At 40.7% G+C, this 25,567-nt stretch carries 25 protein-coding genes; 16 read left to right on the top strand and 9 right to left on the bottom strand.

What is annotated here, in order from left to right; all coding sequences use genetic code 11:
• The first annotated feature begins 277 nt into the window (after window positions 1–277).
• Window positions 278–1,324, top strand: coding sequence for a hypothetical protein (locus tag AABM38_RS13275; RefSeq protein ID WP_423406864.1), 1,047 nt, complete (start codon window positions 278–280; stop codon window positions 1,322–1,324).
• Between the two features lie 209 nt (window positions 1,325–1,533).
• On the opposite strand, the gene AABM38_RS13280 is transcribed toward AABM38_RS13275, so the two are convergent.
• The 4 genes from AABM38_RS13280 to AABM38_RS13295 form a co-directional block, all read right to left on the bottom strand.
• Window positions 1,534–2,022, bottom strand: coding sequence for a hypothetical protein (locus AABM38_RS13280; protein ID WP_423406865.1), 489 nt, complete (start codon window positions 2,020–2,022; stop codon window positions 1,534–1,536).
• On the bottom strand, window positions 2,015–3,463 hold the full coding sequence (locus AABM38_RS13285) for a GGDEF domain-containing protein (protein WP_423406866.1): 1,449 nt from the start codon (window positions 3,461–3,463) through the stop codon (window positions 2,015–2,017). Before AABM38_RS13285 ends, AABM38_RS13280 begins: the two co-directional genes overlap by 8 nt.
• Before the next feature lie 278 nt (window positions 3,464–3,741).
• Window positions 3,742–4,110, bottom strand: coding sequence for a hypothetical protein (locus tag AABM38_RS13290; RefSeq protein WP_423406867.1), 369 nt, complete (start codon window positions 4,108–4,110; stop codon window positions 3,742–3,744).
• A 48-nt stretch (window positions 4,111–4,158) separates the two neighbouring features.
• Window positions 4,159–5,244, bottom strand: coding sequence for an AbrB family transcriptional regulator (locus tag AABM38_RS13295; protein ID WP_423406868.1), 1,086 nt, complete (start codon window positions 5,242–5,244; stop codon window positions 4,159–4,161).
• 170 nt (window positions 5,245–5,414) lie between these two features.
• Here AABM38_RS13295 and AABM38_RS13300 point away from each other — a divergent pair, with 170 nt between their 5' ends.
• Genes AABM38_RS13300 through AABM38_RS13320 form a run of 5 tightly spaced genes read left to right on the top strand, consistent with a single transcriptional unit; the run spans window position 5,415 to window position 8,875 of the window.
• Window positions 5,415–6,035 (top strand): pyridoxamine 5'-phosphate oxidase family protein, encoded by a 621-nt coding sequence (locus tag AABM38_RS13300; protein WP_423406869.1) that lies wholly within the window; start codon window positions 5,415–5,417, stop codon window positions 6,033–6,035.
• Between the two features lie 11 nt (window positions 6,036–6,046).
• The gene (fosB, locus tag AABM38_RS13305; protein ID WP_423410731.1) at window positions 6,047–6,466 is read left to right on the top strand and encodes a metallothiol transferase FosB; all 420 of its coding nucleotides are present in this window, start codon (window positions 6,047–6,049) and stop codon (window positions 6,464–6,466) included.
• A gap of 14 nt (window positions 6,467–6,480) precedes the next feature.
• Window positions 6,481–7,317 carry an alpha/beta fold hydrolase gene (locus tag AABM38_RS13310; protein WP_423406870.1) on the top strand — a complete coding sequence of 279 codons (837 nt, stop codon included), beginning with the start codon at window positions 6,481–6,483 and terminating at the stop codon, window positions 7,315–7,317.
• 16 nt (window positions 7,318–7,333) lie between these two features.
• Window positions 7,334–7,903: a nucleotidyltransferase family protein gene (locus AABM38_RS13315; RefSeq protein ID WP_423406871.1), complete on the top strand. Its 570-nt coding sequence runs from the start codon at window positions 7,334–7,336 to the stop codon at window positions 7,901–7,903.
• A 33-nt stretch (window positions 7,904–7,936) separates the two neighbouring features.
• Window positions 7,937–8,875, top strand: a complete 939-nt coding sequence (locus tag AABM38_RS13320) for an LCP family protein (protein WP_423406872.1) — start codon at window positions 7,937–7,939, stop codon at window positions 8,873–8,875.
• 58 nt (window positions 8,876–8,933) lie between these two features.
• Here AABM38_RS13320 and AABM38_RS13325 read toward each other — a convergent pair whose 3' ends face one another.
• Together AABM38_RS13325 and AABM38_RS13330 are read right to left on the bottom strand one after the other, a co-directional pair.
• A complete protein-coding gene (locus tag AABM38_RS13325) occupies window positions 8,934–9,815 on the bottom strand; it encodes a glycerophosphodiester phosphodiesterase (protein WP_423406873.1) in 882 nt (293 codons plus the stop codon).
• Window positions 9,816–10,326: 511 nt separating this feature from the next.
• Window positions 10,327–11,634: a MerR family transcriptional regulator gene (locus tag AABM38_RS13330; RefSeq protein WP_423406874.1), complete on the bottom strand. Its 1,308-nt coding sequence runs from the start codon at window positions 11,632–11,634 to the stop codon at window positions 10,327–10,329.
• Window positions 11,635–12,051: 417 nt separating this feature from the next.
• On the opposite strand from AABM38_RS13330, the gene aspA reads away from it, so the two are divergent.
• The gene (aspA, locus tag AABM38_RS13335) at window positions 12,052–13,476 is read left to right on the top strand and encodes an aspartate ammonia-lyase (RefSeq protein WP_423406875.1); all 1,425 of its coding nucleotides are present in this window, start codon (window positions 12,052–12,054) and stop codon (window positions 13,474–13,476) included.
• Between the two features lie 57 nt (window positions 13,477–13,533).
• Here the strand turns inward: aspA and AABM38_RS13340 are convergent, their stop codons facing one another.
• Window positions 13,534–14,790, bottom strand: coding sequence for an MFS transporter (locus AABM38_RS13340; protein ID WP_423406876.1), 1,257 nt, complete (start codon window positions 14,788–14,790; stop codon window positions 13,534–13,536).
• Window positions 14,791–14,801: 11 nt separating this feature from the next.
• Window positions 14,802–15,404: a PadR family transcriptional regulator gene (locus AABM38_RS13345; protein ID WP_423406877.1), complete on the bottom strand. Its 603-nt coding sequence runs from the start codon at window positions 15,402–15,404 to the stop codon at window positions 14,802–14,804.
• Between the two features lie 199 nt (window positions 15,405–15,603).
• On the opposite strand from AABM38_RS13345, the gene AABM38_RS13350 reads away from it, so the two are divergent.
• The gene (locus tag AABM38_RS13350) at window positions 15,604–16,440 is read left to right on the top strand and encodes a formate/nitrite transporter family protein (protein ID WP_423406878.1); all 837 of its coding nucleotides are present in this window, start codon (window positions 15,604–15,606) and stop codon (window positions 16,438–16,440) included.
• Window positions 16,441–16,484: 44 nt separating this feature from the next.
• On the opposite strand, the gene AABM38_RS13355 is transcribed toward AABM38_RS13350, so the two are convergent.
• A complete protein-coding gene (locus AABM38_RS13355; RefSeq protein WP_423406879.1) occupies window positions 16,485–17,273 on the bottom strand; it encodes a Cof-type HAD-IIB family hydrolase in 789 nt (262 codons plus the stop codon).
• Between the two features lie 155 nt (window positions 17,274–17,428).
• Here AABM38_RS13355 and AABM38_RS13360 point away from each other — a divergent pair, with 155 nt between their 5' ends.
• From AABM38_RS13360 to AABM38_RS13395, 8 genes are all read left to right on the top strand, one after another.
• Window positions 17,429–17,584 (top strand): lmo0937 family membrane protein, encoded by a 156-nt coding sequence (locus tag AABM38_RS13360; protein ID WP_335377668.1) that lies wholly within the window; start codon window positions 17,429–17,431, stop codon window positions 17,582–17,584.
• A 243-nt stretch (window positions 17,585–17,827) separates the two neighbouring features.
• A complete protein-coding gene (locus tag AABM38_RS13365; protein WP_423406880.1) occupies window positions 17,828–18,481 on the top strand; it encodes an NUDIX hydrolase in 654 nt (217 codons plus the stop codon).
• Between the two features lie 330 nt (window positions 18,482–18,811).
• The gene (locus tag AABM38_RS13370) at window positions 18,812–19,636 is read left to right on the top strand and encodes a M55 family metallopeptidase (RefSeq protein ID WP_423406881.1); all 825 of its coding nucleotides are present in this window, start codon (window positions 18,812–18,814) and stop codon (window positions 19,634–19,636) included.
• Between the two features lie 57 nt (window positions 19,637–19,693).
• Window positions 19,694–20,626 carry an ABC transporter permease gene (locus AABM38_RS13375; RefSeq protein ID WP_423406882.1) on the top strand — a complete coding sequence of 311 codons (933 nt, stop codon included), beginning with the start codon at window positions 19,694–19,696 and terminating at the stop codon, window positions 20,624–20,626.
• Complete coding sequence (locus AABM38_RS13380; protein WP_423410732.1) at window positions 20,626–21,579, top strand: ABC transporter permease; 954 nt, start codon at window positions 20,626–20,628, stop codon at window positions 21,577–21,579. The genes AABM38_RS13375 and AABM38_RS13380 overlap by 1 nt, the downstream gene beginning before the upstream one ends.
• A 5-nt stretch (window positions 21,580–21,584) precedes the next feature.
• Entirely contained in the window at window positions 21,585–22,580 is a 996-nt protein-coding gene (locus AABM38_RS13385) for an ABC transporter ATP-binding protein (protein ID WP_423406883.1), read from the top strand.
• A gap of 66 nt (window positions 22,581–22,646) precedes the next feature.
• Window positions 22,647–24,278: a peptide ABC transporter substrate-binding protein gene (locus AABM38_RS13390; protein ID WP_423406884.1), complete on the top strand. Its 1,632-nt coding sequence runs from the start codon at window positions 22,647–22,649 to the stop codon at window positions 24,276–24,278.
• 245 nt (window positions 24,279–24,523) lie between these two features.
• Window positions 24,524–25,444, top strand: coding sequence for a S66 peptidase family protein (locus AABM38_RS13395; RefSeq protein ID WP_423406885.1), 921 nt, complete (start codon window positions 24,524–24,526; stop codon window positions 25,442–25,444).
• Window positions 25,445–25,567: the final 123 nt, after the last annotated feature.

A 25,567-nucleotide genomic window follows, 5' to 3' on the forward strand; every position in this document is an offset into this window, starting at 1 on the left:
TTGAAAACAAGGCTTTGTTCACCATCGGTTTTCGCACGGACATATTCTCCGTCAGATGCAGCAAATATTACAGCGTCGCAGGGTTTCATTTGAATATGACGCTCAGTACATTTACTCCTACGTGAATCTCCAGCGCGCCCTTTGGCATGATCATATTTAAAACTTAAACCTAACAAAGGAAATTACTTTAAAAAGTAAATTTAAATGCTTTTCAAAGTAATTTATATTGCTTTTTAACGTAAAATGATTTACTCTTTAAAGTAAGGAGGTGGAAGTGATGGAAAATATTAGATTGAATGTAGCTTTGTTGCGTAAAAGAGTTCCGAATCTCACGACTGCTGCTAAGTCAGTAGGATTAAGGCCAGCTACTGTTTCCAATTTATCGACTGGCAAGATTCCCGTGGGAAGGGCCGAAGTACGAACGATTGTCGCACTTGCTGAATTAGCTGGCTGCACATTGGATGAACTGATTTTAAGAGGGGAGAGTGCAGAAATGATTGAAACAGGGATCAAAACATTGGATTTATTCGCTCCAATTTCAAAAGGAGGGACTGTTGGACTTGTGGCACGCCCTGGTATGGGCCAATTGGTAGTTCTTGCAGAAATGTTGTATCGGCTTAAACGGGAAGGTTACATAACTATCCTGATAAAACCCAACGGGGATCATCCAGAAATTAATGATGTAACAAGTGATGTTGATTTTGTAACTGATTCTATCGATGAGACCTATCAAGCTATGATCTCATCTGGTGTAAATAAGGATTTTGTCTTAACAGCTGACAGGTCTTTTATATTATCAGGGGATATGTATAGCTTGCAAGAAATGCTTGATGAAAAAGGAATTTCTACTGTTACTACTTTTCTAGTTGATTTACAAGGAGAGGCTGTTGATGAGGATTTGCCATATGGTCCACTTGACACATTATGGCATTTTGATGCAGACCTAGCCGTCCGCCATAAATATCCCGCGGTAAACCCGATCTACTCAACTTCATCCATCTTAGAGGGATCCTATTTAGATCCCGTTCACCACAGTATCCAGCAAAGAGCACAAAAATTGCTCCGCAGGTACCGAGAACTGCGTTCATTAGTAAATGTCCATGGACTGGACCGTCTACCTGCTGCAGAGCTTTATATCTATCAACAAGGTGAAAAACTAGAAGCATATCTGACACAGCCGTTCTATGTAGCAGAGACTTTTACAGGTAAAAATGGCGTAAGGATAGGCCTTCAAGACACATTGAATGATGTGAGGAAAATCCTGGACAGTTCAGCAGATGCATACAGTGTTGAGGAACTAAGCTTCATCGGCCAGATTAAATAACAAATTTAACAAAATTCAAAGCCCAGTCTACGGACTGGGCTTTGCCTTTAATACTCGCAGATGTGCAATATCTTCAGAACATAATTTGATTAATAATTGGTGATCTAGCCGCCGCTAATTTTAAAAACCCTCTAAAACGTATATCAACAGCCAATCTTTTCAAAGCCTAATATATAAAAGCCAGCATATACACATGCTGACTTTAAAAGTTAATAGCGGCCAATCTGCAGCTGCTTATAAACTTCCTCTCGCACTTCTGTTAAAGTTTTTGGATGAAGGAGTTTACTTGTACTGATTTTTAAATAGGTCTGCTCATCTATGTATCCTTCCTGCTGAAGTTTATCAAGATGAGGCAGGCGGAAGTTGCCAATCGGCAAATATGCAAGGTACAGCTTTTGCTCATTGAATTCCAAAGAAATTTTTATCCCTTTTAACACTGGGTAAAAAAAGGACGAATAATCTTGTTCAATGATTAAATCATCTTTATCAGCAGCTTTAACGTAAGGCAGTGTTGTCGGAAGCGAGATAAAATAAATCATTTGGTCGTATGAATAATGGAGATCTGAAACTTTGAAACCAAATTTCGAGGTAACTCTTTTCGTATACTTTTTCATCGAAAAATCATAGAAGGGTCTGCTGGTTAAACCGGCCGTCATCAGAAAGACAATTACTGCCATAATGAACGTCATTTCAATCAATGGTAACGAACTCCTTAAAAGAAACTACTGTATTCTTGCCTGCATTTTTTGCCTTATAGAGAGCCTGGTCGGCTGCATCTATTAACTCGTTCTTAGTCACAATGGCTGAATGATCTGTACAAGCAGTCCCAATACTTACTGTTAAAGTACCTTTGGGCTGTGTTTCTTCGCCTGGAAATTTTGCAAGTTCAACATTCAGACGAATTTTTTCAGCAATCATTTCTGATTGCTCCAATGTTGTTTCAGGAAGCAGGACGACGAATTCTTCCCCTCCAAAGCGGAATGAGAAGTCACCGGGCCTCAGGGTATCAACAATTACTCCAGCAAGCTTCATCAAAACTTCATTTCCAAGCAGGTGGCCATTTTTGTCATTAAAGACTTTGAAAAAATCAATATCAAAAATGATTAGCGAAAGCGGCCCACGCTGATTCCCTGAATGAGGGAAGTGATCCTCTAGTATAGTCTGGAAGGCACGCTGATTCAGCAATCCAGTTAGTCCATCCCTTAAAGCCATTTCCTCAATTTGTTCGTACAGGCTAGCATGATCGAGAGCAATCGCAGCCTGGTTTGCAAGTGGAATGATAGATTCTGTATCCATCAAAGTTATTGGCCGTTTATTGACAATATTATCAATAAGCAGGATTCCTATATTTTTCCCTTGATTAATAAGAGGGATAACGGCAAATTCATTCGTTTGAAAAAGTTCATGAATAAGAATTTGCGAAGAATCATTGTTATCGATCTCTTTAACGATAACTGCCTTCTGACTGGAAAGTGCCATCCCAAAGACATTTTGTTCATCATAAGGAATATCAAGGGATTTTAGAATGTCATTTAATTCTGGGTCTGTAAAGTTGCTGTCGAAATTGTGCTCAATCAAATCCCGGAGCTTTAATTTGTCCTCAGAAATCTTTTCCCACACCTCATAGCCCTTTTTTACATCCATTGGCCCTACACCAACAATCCCTCTTAAGGATTTAGACTCGCTGGAAAAAAGAAAAATCATCGCACGGTTAAAGCCAAGTCCATGGCCTGCAGTAACAGAAGTCAATATAACTTTAAGCAAAAGATCCTGTTGAAGAGTACGCTGCATAGTTGTACTGACCTCACGGAAAACTTGCAAATGCTTGGATTGTTCCATCAGCATATACATCCACTTATGGTGATCACGCTTCTTTTTCAATAAATATTGTGATACATAACCTGAGCCTGCACCAATTGCTAGGTATGAAGCCAGTGTAAGCAGGGAAGAACCTTCTGTTTGCGCAACTGCCAAAGCTGCACTGAATACGGCGGCGATAATCCCGCCAGGTAATTTATAAGAATAACCCGAGATGCCAACAAAAAAAAGAAGCATCCATTGTATATGGTATGTCCCATAAACCTTAATAAATATTTCTACCAGTACAAGTGCAGTTAAGGAAAAAATCAGTTTATTCATATAAGCGCTTACATTAAAGCGTAAGAAATTAGCCATAATAGCCAATACAATGGTTACAGTGATTAGTAAAAAAAACTCAACCAGAGTGCTCACTCCTATTAGATATCTTATCTCTCATTTTACTACTATTTTCTAAAAATGATAGGTCATTTTTACCAATTTTCATTAAACTTCTTATCTCGATCATTTTTTTACAAATCCTTCAAGAACATAGAAATATCTCATCCCACAAAAATAGCTTCTGCAAGAATGCAGAAGCCTGTTTGTACAACTGTAATTTAAGATTGTGTACTAGAAAGATCTGGAAGTCTCACTGGGGTGTTAAGAGATAAATGGTCGCGATACGATCGATACGAGACAATAGTTTGATTATGAGAATGAACATCTAACTGCAGGATTTTAGATTTATTAGTTTCTAAATAATATCTTGTCGCCCCTTGCACCAATTCATAAAAAGACAATGTAGCTCCTAGATAATGTTTTTCCACCATTTTTGCATCAGGGTTGTTCATGATATACTCAGCGATTTGCTGCACCGAGGCAGAAGAGGTCCCAGTCATTGAATAAACCGTTTCTTTTGCTTGTCCATAAGCTTGATTCAATGTCTGTTTAGCTTTATTAATAAAATTATTGATTGATTGGTTCATCAAATCCCTCCATCACAATGGTATAACATATGTTAATTAATATACCCCTCAATCATAAAGTGATTCCTCTTCGCCGCTAAATTTCCTCTTAAAATACCATCTGAGAAAAGGAGGTACAGCAAAATAAATGAAAAACAGCCTGAATAATTGAAATCCAGTAACCATCGAAAGATCTGCATTAACCTCATGCGCAATAATACCCATCTGATCCATTCCGCCAGGAGCTAAACTCAGGAAACTTGTTACGATTGAGATATTTAAAACGTCTGTAATATAGATGCTAATGGCTAAAGAACCTGTAACAAGAACAAGTCCGCTTAGCAATGCAAGAATAATAGACGTTGTTTTCCGTTCCAATTTTTCCGGCTTTAGCAGGAGGCCAATATATCCACCTATCATGAATTGAGAAACGTCAAGAATAAATGAAGGGAGAAGGGGTCCTTGGAACCCCACGTTCATTAAAAGGGCAGTGCCCAGAATAGGGCCTAACAAAAATGGAGTAGGGAACTTTAGTTTCTTCCCAATCAAAGCTGCCACTATACATATAGCTCCAAACAGGAAAACGACCGCTGGTGAAACAGTACCCTTGACAATATTGTTCATGACTAAATCTGTATGTTTCATATTAAGTACGGGACCGAATATGATAAATGGAACAAAAAAAACGATCATCAATAATCTGGATACCTGAAGAAAGGTTACGGTAGTAATATTAATCCCCTTATTTTCCTCAGCAAATATGATCATTTGCGAGAGACCTCCTGGGATGCTGCCGGTCAATACAGTTGGGTAGTCCACACCAGAAAGCTTAGAAATGAAAAAAGCCATTAGTGCTGCGGATGAAACCAGCAGAATGGTCAAAATAAGCATCATAGGCAGATTCGTTAGAATATTTATAACGGCTTCCCTGGTAAACGAAAGGCCAATAGAATATCCAACTATGACTAAAGCAGCGTCCCTTAAATAGGATGGCCAATAAAAAAAAATACCTTTAAATCTCGAGGTAATTAACATCGCTGACATCGGTCCGAGCAGCCAGGGAATAGGAATAGCAAGATATGAAAATATTAAGCCACCAATAAATGCAAAGATTAACGCCCAAAAAAATGCCATGCGTTTATTTTCTTTAATCAAATCTGCACCTTCTATATATGTATTTTTACTAGTTGATTAGCGTTTTATGTTAGTTCACCCAAATTGTGGTAACATCATTATATCATACAGCGATATCCAAAAGGATGTTGAAAACCACTTAAAACTGCATACCATCATAATTGAGATTATTCATAAAGGGAGATGAGAACTTGAACTATAAAATCAATGATTTCAAAGAATTAAGGGCCTTGGTTGGGGAGCCAAGTGAACTTGCCAAACGAAAGGTCATTAGCATTATAGATGAACATTGCCGGAAATTTTTAGCGCATTCACCTTTTTTGATTTTATCCACAGCTGATTCTTCTGGTTATTGTGACGCTTCTCCTCGAGGCGATGCACCCGGTTTTGTAATTGTATTAGATCAAAAACGTATCGTCATTCCGGAGCGGCCTGGAAATAAAAGAATGGACTCATTAAAAAATATTTTATCAAATCCAAGTGTAGGATTGCTGTTTCTTATCCCTGGAATGCCTGAGACATTAAGAGTAAATGGGAAGGCAAGCTTAACCCTTGATCCTATCGTGCTTGAGAAAATGGAAGCCAGCGGAAAGAAACCGATACTGGGCATCGAGGTTGAGGTTGAAGAATGCTTCATCCAATGTGGAAAAGCGTTAAAGAGATCTGGTCTATGGACTCCAGATTCATGGACAGAGCAACATTCTTTGCCATCGGGTTCAGAAATCCTTGCAGCCCACTCCAGGCTGCCAGGAACATCAGTTGCTGATATACAAACAAGACTGGAAGACGGCTACAAAAACCGGCTTTATTAACGGAGGCAATGATGAGAATAAGTGAGATCAACCATCTGCTTTTTTCAGTATCTAATATTAATAGATCGATAGAATTTTACTTGAAAGTATTTGACGCAAGGCTGCTCGCCAGCGGGAATTCTACAGCTTATTTTGATTTGAATGGCATTTGGCTTGCCTTGAATGAAGAAAAAAATATTCCCCGGAATGAGATTCACTCGTCCTACACGCATATTGCGTTTTCCATTAAAGAAGAAGAATTTGATCTAATTCTCAATAAGTTAGTAGATTTGGATGTGGAAATTTTACCAGGGCGTGAAAGAGACGATCGAGATAAAAAGTCGATCTATTTTAAAGATCCAGATGGCCACAAATTCGAATTTCACACTGGTACACTAAATGATCGGCTCAATTATTATAAAGAAACTAAACCACATATGAATTTTTATTAGAAGCAGGTGCAGACATGGAGAAATGGGTACAGCAAATCATCAATACTAAACGTGGGAATTTCGAAATTTTTGTAAAAGGCAGTGGTGAACCGATTTGTGTCACTCACCATTATTCAGAATTTAATTCTTCGGGAGATTATTTTGCAGACGTATTTACAGAGCAAAATCAAGTGATCCTCGTAAATTTGAGGGAAGCAGGGCAATCAGCAAAAGCCGAAGAGCCATATCAATTAAGCATGATAGAAGCAATATTGGATCTTGAAGGAATCAGGGAAGCTTTAAGTATACCAAGTTGGAGTTTTGCGGGGCATTCGACCGGTGGTATGCTTGGAGTTTTATATGTCATCCATTTTAGCCAGTTGCTTGATAGCCTTATCATTGTAGGGTCCGCTGCCAGGGAGTATTCCTCTTCAGAAGGATGTATATATAATAAACTGCACGCGGATTTTGAGCTTATGCAAAGCTTGATCGAAAAATTGAAGCATACAGGCTTAACCGAAACTGAAAGGAAAGCAATCACCAGGCAAAGGACCATGCTGTCATTATTTCGATCTGAACTCCATGATGAATATTTCAATAAAAAAATATCAAAAAAATTGTCTTCCAAACGATTAAACTTTTTCTCGAGGGAGGCATTGATTTTCGATGTCACTCGACAACTGCATAAGATTACTGTTAAAACTCTGATTCTTTGTGGGAGGCATGACGTCCAATGTCCGGTTTTATTTTCCGAAGAAATGAAGCAGTTGATTCCATCTTCAAAACTACATGTATTCGAAAACAGCAGCCATTATCCGTTTTTGGAAGAAGAGTCGCAATTTAAATCTGCAGTCAGAAATTTTTTCCAATAAGCGAGGAGCGCAAAAAATGAAAATAAAAACTGAGGAAGATCTCATCGAATTGATCAAGCATGACGAATGGATGATGGAAATTATTAAAACCGCAAGCACACTTCACTTACGCGATTGGTGTGTTTGCGCCGGGTTTGTCAGGTCTAAAATCTGGGATACCGTCCACGGTTACACTGTGAGGACAGAACTGGCAGATATTGATGTCATTTTTCACGATGAACGCTTTATAGATGAAGGCAAGGAAAAAAAGCTTGAAGCACACCTTACTGAAGTTCATGGAGGAGTCCCATGGTCGGTTAAAAATCAAGCCAGGATGCACTTAGTAAATCAGCTTCCGCCATACTTGTCTTCATCTGACGCCATTTCGAAATTTCCTGAAACCTCTACAGCCCTTGGTGTGAAGATAAACGATAAAGGAAACCTGACCATAATCGCACCTTATGGTCTACATGATGCTGTGTCATTGAAATTAAAACCAACTCCGTTTTTTAAGTCATCAAAAAAATTAATGCAAATTTATAAAAAAAGGCTTGAGACAAAGAACTGGAAATCCACTTGGCCAGGACTAAAAGTTGAAAATGGATAACAATCAATCTTAAAAGAGGTGATTTAATTTAATATGAAAAATAAGAAAAGAGTAATGAAATTCTTTGGAATCCTGGCACTGCTCCTCGCCATTTCCGCTGGCTTTTATACATATTCTGTTTATAAATCGGTCACAGAGACAGTGGAAACAATGCATCAGCCACTTGATCGGGAAAAGTCAGAAAAAAGGGAAGAACAATTATCTTTCCAGAAAAGAGAACCATTTTCTGTGCTGTTGCTCGGTGTCGATGAACGTGCAAATGATGGAGGAAGATCTGATACGATGATCGTGCTGTCTGTAAATCCAAATAAAAAATCAGTCGAAATGCTCAGCATTCCTCGAGATACAAGAACAACGATTGCCGGCCTCGATAAAGTATCCAAAATCAACCATGCATTTGCCTACGGAGGAGCCGAAATGGCGGTTGCGACAGTTGAACAATTCCTAGATATTCCAATTGATTACTTCATAAAAGTCAATATGGAAAGTTTTAAAGAAATAGTGAATGCTTTAGGAGGGATTACCGTATTTAATGACTTGGATTTTGCCTATGGCGGAACGAATTTTCCTGCTGGTGAAGTAGCATTAGATGGGGACGATGCATTGAAGTTTATCAGGATGCGGTACGAAGACAAACGTGGTGATTTCGGCAGACAGATCCGCCAGCGTGAAGTTATTAAGGCAATAATAGATAAAGGTGCCAGTTTTACATCACTTGCAAGGTATAATTCGATTTTAGAGGCCTTGGGCGATAATATCAAGACCAACATGACGTTTAGCGAAATGAAGGATATCCAGCAAAATTATAAGGATGCCAGAAAACAGATCCATCAAAATGAAGTGAAGGGGGATGGACAAAGAATTTACGATGAGGAGTTCGGGAAGGAACTATATTTTCTTGTTGTGCCTCAAGAAGAGCAGCACAGGCTTCAATCCCTTTTGAAGAAGCATCTTGAAATAGAAAATAGTTAGTAAAAAATCCTTTTAAAAACTACCATAAACAAAGCTGCCTCCCGAAAGGCAGCTTTATTTATGGCATTCTTTTTCCTATAACTTCGTTTAGCCGATCTGGGTAATTGGTGAACATTCCTGTAACGCCCCAATCTAAAAGCATCTCCATATCCTCTTTCTCATTTACTGTATAAGGATAGATCAGTAATCCGGAATCCCGGACCTTTTTTACATAGCCAGGGCTGATGGCAGTGTAATGCATTCCAATCCCGACTGCATACGCCTTGATTTTCGCCACTTCCTCATTCGTTATGATGGCGGGTGCATAGTATGACAATAGCTGAATTAAGGGGATGGACTCATCCATCTGATGGATTTTTTTCAGGCTCTCTGCACTGAAAGACTGGATCATGATCTTGCCAACAGGCTGATTCTCCCCGACAAGATTGTATTCATGCAAAATATCAAGTAGCTTTTCTTCCATTCCAGGATAGAATTCTGGAGATTTAGTTTCGATATAGTACCTCGCATTAGGACCCATTTGTTCAATGATCTCTCGCAGAGTTGGCACCTGAAGACCGAGATAGTCCGGCTTTGCCTTCTGGGGGAAAGTTTCATTAAACCAGGATCCTGCATCAAGTTTCTTTATTTGTGCAAGAGTGAAATCCTTGACCATGCCCGTTTCTCCTGTGGTGCGGTCAAGTGTTTCGTCATGCATCGCAATCAATTCTCCGTCCTTCGTCATCTGGAGATCAATCTCTATATAATCTCCTTCCATTATGGTACCAAGTTCATAAGCCGGAAAGGTGTGTTCTGGTGCATGTCCAGAAGCACCACGATGGGAAATATTAATCGGTTTGAATGGTCCAAAATGAGAAGGGCTTTTTGCCAAGGCTGATTCTGCCGGTAAAAAGAGGATACAAAAAAGACCAATTGCCGCAATTCGATAGATGTATTTCATCTCCTCACTCTCCTCTTCGTGTGAATTCATAGCTGATTTGATTGGGAGACCTCTAGAGAAAAAGGTAACATTTAGATAAAAATTTTTATTAGAAATTTAGCTGGTGTAACTATTATTAACAACTTTGCTCTTAATATTTATGTTCTTTTCTTAAGGCAGTTTTACGATAAGCGTGCACTCTTATAGTAAAGAAAGCTTCAATTTTTTTGATAACTTTTCACTAATTTTTTAAAGTCTCTGTTAAACAAGGCTGTTGATTTCCGTTCCAGGCGCTTCGCTTTCCGCGGGGCTTGCGCTGAGCCTCCTCGTCGCTTCGCTCCTGCGGGGTCTCACCTGACCAGCTGCGCCCGCAGGACTTTGAAAAGCTTCCTCGAACCTGCCCACGCACGATGGAAATGCGGTAGCATTGTCGGAGGAGTCTTCGCGCCTTCCACTACAATCAACAGGTTTTAAAAACAACATTAGGCTTTAAAATAGCCTTTTTAAAAAAAGGCTAAGCCAAACGGCAATGCTATTTCCAAACCTTCCACCAATTCCGTTTATGTTGTTTTGAAGCAGCTGTTTCACGGAAGCTTTCGACCATATCTTTAAACATTTCGTCGCGCTGCCTGATCTCTTTCCGGAATTCTTCGCGTTCGGTTTTAATGGTTTTTACAAAATACTCTCTTTCTTGCGTGAGGATCTCATTTAAATTCGAGAGTTCTTGATTGGTTGCTTCACGGCTGTTTGATACATAATCGGCAAGAATTTTAAATTCCTCAGCTACGGTTTCTGTTGTTTCGTTCAACCGTCCAGACAGCACTGATAATTCCTTGTTCGTCCCGGAGGTCATTTTTTCAACTGAACTTGCCAGTGAGGCGATCTTCTCATTCGTTCCTTTTGAAGTCTTTGTCAGGCTGTTTGCCAGGGAAGCAATCTTTTCGGAAGTCCCTTTTGAAACATTCGCAATGCTTCCCGAAAGGGTATTTATTTTTTCAGAGGTTCCCTTCGAAACCTTCGCAACACTCTCAGTTAGCTTGGTAATTTTGTCTGTCGTTCCTTTGGATGTTTTTTGGATATTTTCCGAAAGCTGGGCAATTTTTTCGGATGTGCCCTGTGAAGCTTTTACGACACTTTCAGAAATTATGCCGAACATTTCAGTTGTGCCTCTCGATACTTTTGCAATGCTAGTGTGTAATTCAGAAGTACCCTTCGAAACATTCGAAAGCTCCGAAGAAATGGTTCCGAGTGTATCGGAATTTTCTGCCGAAGTTTTTGTCACTGTGTCTGTGAGTTCTTTAATTTGTTCGGTAGTCCGTTCACCGGATTTATAAATCGAGTCGGAAATCGTTTTGACTGTCGTAAAAGTGCCCTTGGAAATTTCCTTTTTAACTTCTTCCAGAACCTCTTTACGAATGCCGTTCCTGATCTCCGCTTTTACTTCTGCAATTAGAGTTTCTTTATATTGCTCCATAGCAGCCATAAAAGCTTCATAACCTTCTTCATTTTGTGCGTGAAGCTTGGCAGGGACACCCGGTTCAATCATTAATGCACTTGTATCTGAAAATGGCTCAGTTACTGACTCAGGGTCATTTCCCAAATGTCTTTGCAAAAGGTCGCGAATCATTTCCTTGCTTAAATTTTTATCGCGCATCTGCTTGATTTTCATCAAAAATTCGATCTCCATATCTGTATAAAATCTCGCGCCTTGTTTAGTCCGCGGTATGATTAGCAACCCTGTAAGATCCTTTTCCCATTGTCTGATGGTTCCAGAGGGAACATTAATTTTCTTGGACACCTCTTTAATTGTATATGCTTTCATGAATTGAGTGTCAGTCATCGTGCACATTCCTTTCTGTTAATAGTTTTAAATTAATGTGTTACAAATAAATTCCTCATTGATATTCCAGTTTTCCTGCATGGTGACAAAAGCTATCAAAAGTAGTGGTGTTTCACCATAAGATGCAAAAATCACACATTGTTCGCACAGCTTTTGGTTGAATCAGATTGATTAATACATTATTTCTGGATGCAAGGTGGAATTTTTGAAAATACAATGCAAAAAACATATGATTTAACGTGATGATTTTCATGATTTGATTTACAATAGGTAGGCAAGCTAACATGGAAGTCCGAAGGGGACAAACATAAAAACATTTCAGAATCAGTTTGTCGAAACCGTTTTGATTCGTTAGCTTTTCGTACATATACATGATTTAAGCTAAGGTACATTACATACTTTCTGGAGGCGTAGAAAATGTCAGAGGTAAAAGTCCGGATTGAAAAAGACTTTTTAGGAACAAAGGAAGTTTTGGCTGATGCCTATTACGGCATTCAAACATTGAGGGCCGTAGAAAACTTCCCAATCACAGGATATAGAATACATAGTGAACTTATTAAAGCGATGGCGATCGTCAAAAAAGCAGCTGCACTTGCCAATATGGAAACTGGAAGACTATATGGCGGTCTTGGTGATGTCATTGTCAAAGCCGCAGACGAGATCATCGATGGAAAATGGCACGATCAGTTTATTGTCGATCCTATTCAAGGCGGAGCTGGAACATCCATTAATATGAATACAAATGAAGTAATCGCCAATCGCGCTCTTGAACTGCTCGGTGAGGAAAAAGGGGATTATTTCACATTAAGTCCGAATTCGCATGTTAATATGGCTCAATCAACAAATGATGCTTTTCCTACTGCGATCCATATTTCGGTCCTTTCATTATTGGACAAACTGCTTGATACAATGATTATTATGCGAGAGGTCTTTTCAAAGAAAGCGAGAGAGTTCGATTCCGTGATCAAGATGGGCAGAACACATCTGCAGGATGCTGTGCCTATTCGACTTGGACAGGAGTTCGAGGCGTATACACGTGTCATCGAACGAGACATCGAACGAATCAAGCATACTCGCGGCCACCTTTACGAAGTAAATATGGGAGCAACGGCAGTTGGAACGGGTTTAAATGCTAATCCAAAATATATTAAAAATGTCGTCCGCCATCTGTCCGAAATTAGTGGTTATCCATTAACTAACGCAGATCATTTGGTTGATGCCACACAAAATACCGATGCGTATACCACTGTTTCTGCTGCCTTGAAGGTATGTATGATGAATATGTCAAAAATCGCTAACGATTTGCGATTGATGGCTTCTGGTCCACGCGTAGGTTTTAATGAAATCATCCTGCCTGCCCGCCAGCCAGGGTCTTCGATCATGCCAGGAAAGGTAAATCCAGTAATGCCTGAGGTCATTAACCAGGTAGCATTCCAGGTCATTGGCAATGACCATACGATTTGCCTTGCATCTGAAGCGGGACAGCTTGAACTGAATGTTATGGAACCGGTCCTGGTGTTCAATCTTATTCAGTCGATCAGCATCATGAACAATGGATTCAAAGTATTTACAGATCATTGTTTAGTGGGTATTGAAGCGAATAAAGAAAAGCTGGAGAAGGATGTAGAGGGAAGTGTAGGCATCATCACAGCTGTCAATCCGCACCTTGGTTACGAAGCAGTTTCAAGAATTGCACGCGAAGCAATCCTTACAGGAAAATCAGTCAGGGAACTATGTCTTGCATACGATGTATTGACAGAAGAAGAACTAGATTTAATCCTTAATCCATACGAAATGACAAACCCAGGCATCGCAGGGGAAGAACTTCTGAATAAAGACTAAACACTGTACCACATTAAAGCGCTGGGGGTCTGACCCCCAGCGCTTTAATGCGTTAAATTAACTGTCTAGAGTTTGAATACTTTCTATTTTAGGTACTTGACTTATTCGAACTGATAGGGCGAAAGCTCCGAGAAAGAAGGTTGCTATTCCGGCACCAATTAACACAACTGGAACACCAATGAGCTTTGCCAGCAAAGCACCAGCCGCTGGTGCAACTAGCATCGAAAAGGTCTGGAGCGACATTGCTGAGGCTGAAACCCTGCCCATTATTTGTTTAGGGGTTTCCGATTGAAGAATGTATCCATATGGTACTCCCTGAGCTGAGCCAAGAACACCAAGCAGGAAAGCACCCGCCATCCAGCCAATTTTCGGCAGTTCAAATACTCCTTTTGCACCAAGACCGATCAATAAGATAAATACACCGCTGAACAAAGATGCCCCGGCCATTAATTGAATCGGCCTCAGCTTCCAATTGGTCCATTTGCCTAGCAGCAATGCCCCAACCACACTTCCGAATCCAACTGAGCTGATCAGCCAGCCGAAATCCTCTTTTCCAAAGCCAAGCTTCTGAGCAATAAAAACAAACAATCCATCATATAAAAAAATAATAAAAAAGGCGATAGAGGATAAGATGATTGCTGCTTTTAGAATGCGTGTTGAAAAAATATGGTGAATGCCTTCGGAGAAATCCTTAAAAAATGATGGTTTCTGAACTTTTTGTTCCAAATTATTTGCTTCTTTTTCGATTTTTGGAAGATTCATTAAAAATAAAACAGCAATTAAAAAGCCGGCTGCTTCAAAAATAAAAGGACTTTTCACTCCAAATAGCGCGATCAAACCTCCCCCGAGCGCAGGTCCGATTATTTTCATTGTATTGACTGAAAGCTGACTAAGTGTAACTGCTTCAGGGAGCTCATCCTCAGGAACGGTAAACCTGATGGCACTTTGCCTAGCTGGATCATATAGAGCAGCCACGGTTGCTTTCAGGAAGACAAAAACTAACAAAATGATCAGGTTCGGCGCAAAAAACAGGCCTGCTACAAAAAGAATCCTGAGCAGGAGGCAGGAGATCATCAGCATTTTTTTCGGCAGTCGATCGACAAACACACTCGCAAGCGGCCCGATTATTACCCATGGTAGTCCTAGGACAATAATGACTGAGGCAATCGCTGCTTCACCAAGTCCCCAATGATAAGCGACAATCACTTGTATTGCTACAAAATCAAGCCAGTTCCCCAGATCCGAAAAAACCTGTGCACCGAACAGCGAGCGATAAGCTTTATTTCCCAATGGCTTAAACATTCCAGCATTCATTTTTTAGCCTCCTATATTTCATTCATTAATGCTATTTTCCTGCGTTCAAGCTGTTTTTCCTCTAATTGGGAGGGATCCTGGCCAACAGGCATATCGTTGTGCTCCATCGCTTCGAGCGACTCGGTAATCCATTGCAGTTCAGCTTCCAGCTTAAGCTCTGCATACCTGATTGCCAGCATTCCTACACTGTTGATGTATGATGTCTTATTCTGCTTCCAGTTCTTAATGTAGCTGAGGAGCTCTTTAGATTCTGATTGTCTTGCTCTAAGATGGAGGCAAAGAGTTCCCAAATTCATTTCCTTATGCCAGGCTGCCATTTTCATGAAAAGCTCATCCTTGATCACTGGAGGAGCAGGTGTCTGTGCAAGCCAATTTTCCAGCTCGCGCCAGCCTTTTCCTGTCAAATCATACAGCTTCTTCTTTCGGCCATCCTTGTCTTCCTCAAGAGTGGTGATGTATCCTTCTTCTTCGAGTTTTTTCAGCTTCGGATAAAGGCTTCCGTAGCTTAAACCCCAATATAAACCCGCAGCTTTATGTTCAAATTCACTCTTAATGTCATAGCCGGAGCTTGGACGGAAGCTTATAACGGCCAGGATAGAATGTTCAATTGACATGATTATTTTCCCCCTTAATGAATATATATCAATTTGATATATCATTATGATATGTCAATCGAAAATAATTGTCAAAAAATATTCAGCCCATTTTATTTATTCGGAAAAGGCTGTTTTTTTGTTTCAGAAAGGGGAATTAAGCCTGTAAAAGGAAAAACATCGCCAATAACTTAGCATCTATAGAACAGGAGGAATTAAATTGGCTTTTCGAAAACCGCAGGAAATTGCCCAACTGGCTGTAGACGCGGGTACCTACAAAGCCTCCATGCCTATTAAGAATATGCTGGTGCTCGGCTTTTTAGGAGGAGCATTTATCGCTTTGGGGTATTTGCTTGATATCAGGGTGATCGCTAACCTGCCACATGAATGGGGAACATTCGGTACTTTTCTCGGGGCATCTGTTTTCCCGCTTGGGTTGATTTTAATCCTGCTTGCAGGCGGGGAATTACTGACAGGAAATATGACCGCAATTTCAATCGCGAGCCTGGCTAAGAAAGTGACTGTGAAAAAATTGCTTAATAATTGGTTCTGGATTACAATCAGCAATTTTGTCGGAGCTCTGTTCGTTGCCTATATTTTTGGACATGTAGTCGGGTTGACCGAAAATGGCCCATTCTTGGATAAAACAGTAGCGGTTGCAGGAGCAAAATTAGATGACAGCTTTTGGGCCGCTTTTTTCTCTGGAATCGGATGTAATTGGCTTGTAGGATTGGCAGTCTGGCTTTCATACGGAGCATCAGATATGACAGGGAAGATCCTGGCGATTTGGTTCCCGATTATGGGCTTTGTAGCAATTGGTTTTCAGCACGTTGTGGCGAACATGTTTGTAATCCCAGCCGCCATTTTCGCTGGCCATTACAGCTGGACTGAATACTTCGGAAACTTTGTGCCAGTTTATTTAGGAAACGCAGTTGGAGGAGGCGTTTTTGTTGCGCTGATGTATTGGATAAGTTATAAATCCCAGCTGCAAAAAAAGACAGCACAGCCAGAAAATCAAATTACGCAGGCAAACGCACGAAAAAGAGCTGCAAGATAATTTTATAATACAAAGGGAACCTCAGCATAAGAGGTTCCCTTTGTTCATTTTAATAGACCAAGCGACTTCAAACCATTATAAATTCCGGAATCGGTTACCTCAGTGGTCTTGTGTTTTGCATGCTGAAACAAATCCGGATGGGCATTCCCCATTGCGAAACCGTCACCAACTGCGTAAAGCATTTCTTTATCATTCATTCCATCACCAAAAGCAATAGAACTTTCACGTTCAATGCCTAGTCTTTCTAGCAAAAACTCAACTCCCACGCCTTTATTGACCCTGTCCCTGATAACATCAAAGCAATGTTCCATTCCCTCTATATTTACCTGTGATAAATGTATTCCCTCATCGAATACATAAAGTTCATGTCCCAATCGGCCATTCGTAATGATGGTCATACCTAAAATACCATTTATGACCTGTTCAGTAAAAATATCATTTTTCCGCAGATGAAATTGTTTAAGAAAAACCTTCACTAAAACGGAATCAAGGTCTGTGAGGTAATTTTTTTCGGAAGTATAGAGCACCACTTCATGTCCGTGTTCCTTCGCAACATCGAGAATGTATTGGACTTCGCTAGCTTGCATAGGCTCAGCAAATATGGTTTTCCCTTCATATATCCCAAGGGCACCGTTGTATCCAATAAAAGAGGTGATTTTCAGCTCATCAGCAATTTCCGAAATTTCATGGATCGGCCGGCCAGTCGCAAGCACAACCTCGATATGCTGTTCCTTCATTTCCTCAATTGCGCTTTTAGTCGACTCTTCAATTGTATCGTCAGGTCTCAAAATCGTACCGTCGATATCCAAGAACAAAATTTTATAGTTGTGCATGCCAAGCTCCTATCTGAAAAATTATTCTTATCTATAGTTTTACATAGAGGGAAGAAAGTTATCAAACATTTAACTGCAGGCATGCTTGTTTAATGGAAATCCACAAAGGGTATGATTAAAGTAAGAAAAAAACAAACTGAAAGGGGAATTTCATCATGTTATGGACAATAGCAGCTATATTGCTGGTTCTTTGGGTATTAGGATTGATTTTTCATATTGCCGGAGGAGTTATTCACATACTCTTGGTAGCCGGACTAATCTTAATCGCATATAACGCGATCAAGGGACGAACTAGGGGTTCCAGATATTGATAATTGTACAGTGGCATCTTGCCACTGTTTTTATTTTGAGATAAGAAAGAAAACTCACTTCGAGAAATGTCCAGCTCCAGCACTTGTCCGGGCTGACCAAGGCGCTTGCGCTTTTCTTATTGCTGCTAAATGACTAGTTAATAAAAATTCATTCAACGATTTTCATTTATTGTAAATTAAAAGCCATTCCCTTTCTTTTCTGTTCATATTCATAATAAAATAAGATAAAAACTGGTACAGGGAGTGTGGAGTCCAATAACAAATATTAGACAGATTTCAGAGGCTTTATCAGGGCGTACACCCTCAATTCTAGGCCATGATCAATTCTTGAAATTCGCAGTTCTCTTGCCGCTGGTCGAAGTGGATAATGAAGTCCATGTATTATTTGAGGTACGCTCATTGACGTTAAGAAGGCAGCCCGGCGAAGTATGCTTTCCAGGAGGGAAAATAGAAAAGGGGGAAACTCCACAAAAAGCTGCAATCCGTGAAACTTCAGAGGAGCTTGGCATAAAGGAAAGCGATATAATGGATATCATCCCCTTGGACTATATGGTTTCAGCTTTTGGGACAATCATCTATCCATTTGCTGGAACAATTAAGGATACTAAAATGATTTCCCCAAATGTGGCTGAGGTTGGTGAAGTTTTCACTGTTCCATTATCCTTTTTTAAAAAGAATCAGCCAGACAGCTATAAAATTAATTTTCAGGTAGAACCTGAGGATGGCTTCCCATTTGATTTGATCATTGGCGGTGAAAATTATAAATGGCAAACCCGGACAATGGATGAATATTTTTATAGGTACAACGGCAAAGTCATTTGGGGACTGACCGCAAAAGTACTGACTCATTTTATTGAATTAATGGATTTCATTAAAAGTAATGAAGAAGGCACGTGAAAAATCACGTGCCTTTTTTGCATTCACGAAAGCTTAATTTACAAAGTGCTTACCTAAAGCATTATCTCGCAAAAATTCTTTTTTCATTAAACTTTTTCATTTTTTTTAAAACACCGACGATTTATCCATTTTCTTACCAGTACATATAAATCATTAATGAAAATCATCAAAGAAAATATTATTCAACAAATAGTTTTTATTTAGCAGATCGATAAGGGGCCAAATCTACTATTTCTTTGTAATAGACCAATTTTATGGGAGAAAAGGTTGCTAATGGTAGATTTATTATTTATAATTTTAAGATAATTATTAATAGAAAGTTGGGTCAAAATGAAGCTATACATATCTGTAGACATGGAAGGGATTACTGGATTGGTAGATTATACCCATGTAGATTCCTCAAAGCACAACTACGAACGTGGCCGTAAAATCATGACTCAGGAGGCGAACCATGTCATCACCGCTGCTTTTGAAAAGGGCTGTGAAGAAGTAATCGTCAATGACAGCCACTCCAAGATGAACAATCTCCTGATTGAAGAGTTACATCCGGAAACTCAGTTGATCACAGGAGATGTCAAACCATTTTCAATGGTACAGGGGCTGGATAATAGCTTTGCTGGAGCTGTTTTTGTTGGTTATCACGCGAGGGCTTCAATGAAAGGCGTAATGTCACACTCGATGATTTTCGGAGTACGCCATATGTACATAAATGATGTTCAAATTGGAGAACTAGGCTTCAACGCTTACGTTGCAGGTTATTACGGCGTGCCTGTCATCATGGTAGCAGGGGATGATGGCGCTGCCCGAGAGGCGGAAGCACTAATACCGAATGTTACTACTGTGGTTGTGAAAGAGTCGATTTCAAGATCAGCAGCCAAATCACTCACTCCTGCAAAAGCCGGGCAGCTTCTAGCTGAAAAAACAGAACTAGCCCTTAAAAACAAAGATAAAGTGAAACCGCTTACTCCACCTGAACATCCAGTGCTAAGAATCGAATTTTCCAACTACGGGGAGGCTGAATGGGCAAATTTAATGCCAGGAACTGAAATTGAAGAAGGAACAACGATTGTCCGTTACCAGGCAAAGGATATTCTAGAAGCCTATCAAGCTATGCTTGTCATGACAGAGCTTGCGATGAGAACTACTTTTTGCTGATCATCGAAGTTAATTCACCAAGATTATTGCATTTAGACGAGATAAGGAAGTGAGTAAATGCTCGGATATATTGTCAAAAGACTAGGGGCGATGGTCGTCACTTTGCTGGTCATCATTACCTTAACATTTTTCCTGATGCACTCAATCCCTGGTTCACCTTTTAATGAAGAAAGGGCCACAAGCGAGGCAGTGCAGAAGAACCTAGAGGCCTATTACCATTTGGATGAACCATTGTACGTTCAATACTTTTTATATTTAAAGTCTGTTGCGGCATTTGATTTCGGGCCTTCAATCAAAAAGTCCTCACAGACAGTTAATGAAATGCTCGGAAGGGGCTTTCCTGTATCGTTTGAACTTGGAATGGTCACTCTCATCGTCGCAATCTTTTCTGGCATCTTATTAGGTATAATTGCTGCACTTCGCCACAACGGTTTCATCGATTATATAGCCATGTCGATTGCCGTTCTCGGCATATCCGTTCCAAACTTTGTCATGGCAACCCTCCTGATCCAGCAGCTTGCAGTCAACTGGGCAATTCTCCCTGTAGCCACATGGTCAAGCCCAAAGCATATGATCCTGCCGACACTGGCGCTTGCGACAGGTCCAATGGCCATTATTGCACGTCTGACACGGGCCAGCATGCTGGAGGTTCTTACCCAGGATTACATAAGAACTGCTAAAGCTAAAGGATTATCACCTGTAAAAATCGTGTTCAAGCACGCATTGAAAAATGCTTTACTGCCAGTAGTAACCATTCTCGGTTCATTGGCTGCAAGCATCTTGACAGGAACCTTTGTCATTGAAAAAATCTTCGCAATCCCTGGTATGGGCAAATATTTCGTTGAAAGCATTAATCAGCGTGACTACCCAGTCATCATGGGGACGACTATCTTTTACAGTACGGTATTGATCATGATGCTGTTCCTGGTTGATTTTGCATATGGAATTCTTGATCCAAGGATCAAACTGCATAAAAAGGAGGGACGATGATGGCACTTAGGAAAATTCAAGAAACACACGAATCATCAACAGTTCCCGACGAATGGTTTGTTCCAAAAAAGATAAATGACTCTGATGCCGAGGCCGTAGTAAGACCGAGCCTGTCGTATTGGCAGGACGCCTGGAGACGACTCTTGAAAAACAAACTTGCGATGCTGGGATTATTTTTCTTATCCTTCCTGTCCTTTATGGCAATTTTCGGTCCAATTATTTCCCCTCATACTATGGACCATCAGGACCTGATGAATCAGAACTTGGCTCCATCAAGTAAATACTGGTTCGGAACAGATGATTTAGGAAGAGATGTATTCACCAGGACATGGTATGGAGCTCGTATCTCCTTATTCGTTGGGGTCGCAGCCGCACTTATCGATTTTTTAATCGGAGTCATCTACGGTGGTATTGCTGGCTATAAAGGCGGCAGAACCGACCATTACATGATGAGAGTAATCGAGGTACTATACGGACTGCCATATCTGCTCGTTGTTATTTTGATTAGCGTAGTAATGGGCCCAAGCCTTGCAACGATCATCTTTGCACTGACTATAACCGGCTGGATTGGAATGGCTCGAATTGTCCGTGGACAAGTCCTGCAAATCAAGAACTATGAATTTGTACTAGCATCAAAAACATTTGGAACAAAAACTGGCCGGATCATCCGCCGGAACCTGCTGCCAAACACAATGGGCCCAATCATCGTGCAAATGACTCTTTCTGTACCGTCAGCCATTTTCGCTGAAGCATTCCTTAGCTTTTTGGGCCTTGGTATCCAGGCACCAATGGCAAGCTGGGGTTCAATGGCTAGCGATGCGTTGCCGGTCATTTTATCAGGAGACTGGTGGCGCTTGTTCTTCCCGGCGTTCTTCATCTCAATGACTATGTTTTCATTTAATGTTTTAGGTGATGGGCTTCAGGATGCACTTGATCCGAAGCTGAGGAGGTAAGCATCATGGAAAAAGTACTTGAAGTAAAAGACCTTCACGTTTCTTTCAAGACATTTGGCGGAGAAGTAAAAGCGGTCCGCGGTGTCACTTTTGATTTACATAAAGGGGAGACCCTCGCGATTGTTGGAGAATCCGGATGCGGAAAAAGTGTGACTTCCCAGAGCATCATGAAGTTAATTCCTGAGCCGCCTGGAAAATTCGATGGTGGTTCAATCATTTATAAAAACAAAGATTTAACGAAATTAAAGGATTCCGAAATGAGGAAAATCCGCGGCTCCGATATTTCGATGATTTTCCAGGACCCAATGACTGCGCTAAATCCTACTCTCACTATTGGTGACCAGCTGACAGAAGGTATACTTCAGCATATGAAGGTTTCAAAAGAGCAAGCAAAAAGAACAGCTATTGAGATGCTTGATTTAGTAGGAATTCCTAGTCCACATGCCCGTTTAAAACAATATCCGCATCAATTCAGCGGCGGGATGAGGCAGAGGATTGTCATTGCAATGGCCTTGGTTTGCCAGCCGGAAGTGCTGATTGCGGATGAGCCTACGACAGCCTTGGATGTAACAATCCAGGCCCAGATTCTTGAGCTTTTCCGTGATATTCAAAAGAAAACAGGTGTCTCGATCATCCTGATCACACATGACTTAGGAGTGGTTGCCCAGGTGGCAGACAGGATCGCCGTCATGTATGCTGGAAAAATCGTCGAGACCGGCACGAGGCGGGAAATATTCTATAGCCCGCAACACCCTTACACTAAAGGATTGTTAAACTCAGTGCCTCGCCTTGATGTAGAAGAAGCGGAGTTGATCCCAATTGGCGGGACTCCACCGGATTTATTCTCTCCACCGGTTGGATGTCCTTTTACGGCGAGATGCCCGTATGCGATGGAGGTCTGTGACAAGGTATATCCATTCCAGACACAGCTTTCAAGCAGCCATGAAGTCGATTGCTGGCTTCAGGATGAACGAGCAAAAATATTACTGGCAAACAAATAACCTTGTTCAATCAGGCGTAAGCCTCTTTGATATAAATTTTCACATAAACTTAAAGGGGGAAACAGAGTGAAGAAGTTTTTGACAATGCTGATGGCAGCCATGCTTGTATTCACACTTGCTGCATGTACTGCAAATGAGAGCACAGGCAAAGAAACAGATGGAAAAGACAAAGGGGACAAAGATAAGGGCGGAGAAAAGGTCCTTTATCTGAATAATGGCCAGGAACCAACTTCATTTGATCCACCAATTGGTTTTGATTCGGCATCTTGGAGCGCTCTGAACAATTTGATGGAAGGTCTTACGCGCTTAAATGCTGAGCACCAGCCTGAAGAAGCGACTGCTGAAAAATGGGATGTATCCGAAGATGGCAAAACATACACATTCCATATCCGCGAAAACGCAAAATGGTCGAATGGCGATGACGTAACAGCTAATGACTTCGTATTTGCATGGAAGCGTCTTTTAGATCCTGCTACAGGTTCTTCTGCAGCATTCCTTGGCTACTTTATTGAAGGCGGCGAAGAGTTCAACAGCGGCAAGGGATCGGCTGAAAATGTAAAAGTTAAAGCAGTTGACGCTAAGACTTTTGAGGTTACTTTAACAAGTCCTCAGGCATATTTCTTAAGCGTTATCGCCAACCCTGCATTTTTCCCAATCAATGAGAAGGTTGCAAAGGAAAATAAAGAATGGTTTGCAGAAGCAGATACATTCGTTGGAAACGGACCTTTCAATCTTGCCAGCTGGGAGCATGACACGAAATTCGTTATGGAAAAGAACGAAAAGTATTGGGATGCAAAAAATGTAAAGCTTGATAAAGTTGAGTGGGCGATTGTCGACGATACTAACACTGAGTACCAAATGTTTACAGCGGGTGACCTTGATGTTTCGGACGTTCCTGCTGAACTTGCTGACAAGCTGTTTAAAGAAGGAGACGTGAAGGTTGAAGACCAGGCAGGAGATTACTTCTACCGCTTCAACGTTACAAAGGAACCTTTCCAAAACGTGAATATTCGTAAAGCATTTGCTCTTGCTGTAGATCAGCAAAAAATTGTTGATTTCGTAACAAAGAATAAAGAAAAAGCAGCTTATGGTTTCGTTTCACCTGGATTTAAGGATCCTTCTGGAAAAGACTTCCGTGAAGCGAACGGCGACTTCAATAAAACGGATGTTGAAGAAGCAAAAGCATTATTGAAAAAGGGTATGGAAGAGGAAGGATACACTGAACTTCCTGAAGTTACTTTAACTTATAGCACTAGTGATGTTCATAAGAAAATCGCAGAAGCTCTTCAGCAAATGTTCAAGGAAAGCCTTGGAGTAGAAGTAAAGCTGGCTAACATGGAATGGAATGTTTTCGCTGAAGAACAGAAAGCACTTAAGCATCAGCTTTCCCGCAGTTCTTTCCTTGCTGACTATGCAGACCCAATCAACTTCCTTGAAAACTTCCAGACAGGTCACTCCATGAACCGTACTGGCTGGGGAAATCCAGAATATGACAAGCTGATCAAGGCTGCTAAAAATGAAGCTGATGAATCAAAGCGTTTTGAGTTAATGTACGAAGCAGAGAAAATTCTTTTTGATGAAGCACCGATTTTCACTGTTCATTTCTATAACCAAGTTTACCTGCAAAACGAAGCTGTAAGCGGCGTTGTTCGCCATCCAGTTGGCTATCTTGAATTGAAATGGGCAGATAAGAAGTAATTTCTTTACTTTTATTTTCTAGCTTAAACGCTGTACTTTCTAAGAAAGAGGTGTCCGTCTTGGATCGCCTCTTTTTTACTAATTGAGTTTTCAGCCGTTCAAATAGATGTAGTTTTTAAAATGTGGAAATAACTTACTTAATGCAACAAAGTATACGGAATATAGAAAGAGTCTTACTAATACATACTCTCTGAGGATATACATATTGATAGCATAGTAATATTAACAAAAGGAGTCGATCCATCATGTTAGTCAAGCCTGAACGACTGAAAAAAGGGGATACAGTTGGCGTGATCGCCCCTGCAAGTCCTCCCAATAAAGAAAATCTCGAACGCGGATTAAAATTCTTTGCAGAGTTAGGTTTGAATTATAAACTCGGAAAATCACTTTACCTGGAATATGGGTATCTTGCTGGAAGTGATGAAGAAAGATTAGCAGATTTGCATGAAATGTTTCAGGATGATGAGGTGAAAGGCATCATTTGTGCAGGAGGCGGATATGGAACTGCACGCATTGCCTCAGCAATCGATTATAAAGTCATCAGCAGAAGTCCTAAAATCTTTTGGGGCTACAGTGATATAACTTTTTTACACACAGCCATACGGCAGCAGTCAGGCCTTGTAACATTTCATGGTCCGATGATTGCTTCAGACATTGGAAAAGAAGAAGCCAGCCTGATTTCCAAGGAACAATTCAAGCAGCTTTTCCATCCTGCAGAATTACGTTATACCGATACTATCTCAGAACTGGATGAACTGGTTTCAGGGACAGCAGATGGAGAATTAGTAGGAGGGAACTTGTCGCTGCTTTCAAGTACGATGGGGACAACATTTGAAATTGATACAGCGGGGAAAATTTTATTAATTGAAGATATCAATGAAGAGCCCCGTGCTGTGGACCGAATGCTGAACCAGCTATATATGGCGGGCAAGCTTCAGGAAGCAGCAGGGATCTTAGTTGGCGATTTCAATAATTGTGTACCTGAAAGGGAACTGTCTCTTACTCTCGATGAAGTACTCCATCATTATATTAAACTTGCTGGAAGGCCAGCGTTAAAAGGCTTCAATATGGGGCATTGCTCTCCGCATATTGCTGTTCCATTTGGTACTCGAGCACAAATGGATACCGCTAGCAAAACTCTCACTGTCGAGAGCGGGATTAATTAAAAAAAGACTCTGTTAAAGTTGAAGGTTGATTTTTAACCTGTTGATTGCAGTGGAAGGCGCGTAGACTCCTCCGAAAATGCTAACGCATTTCCATCGTGCGTGGGCATTTTCGAGGAAGCAAAT

It is taken from the genome of Heyndrickxia sp. MSNUG (genome assembly GCF_049532715.1).
GTDB lineage: Bacteria > Bacillota > Bacilli > Bacillales > Cytobacillaceae > Mesobacillus.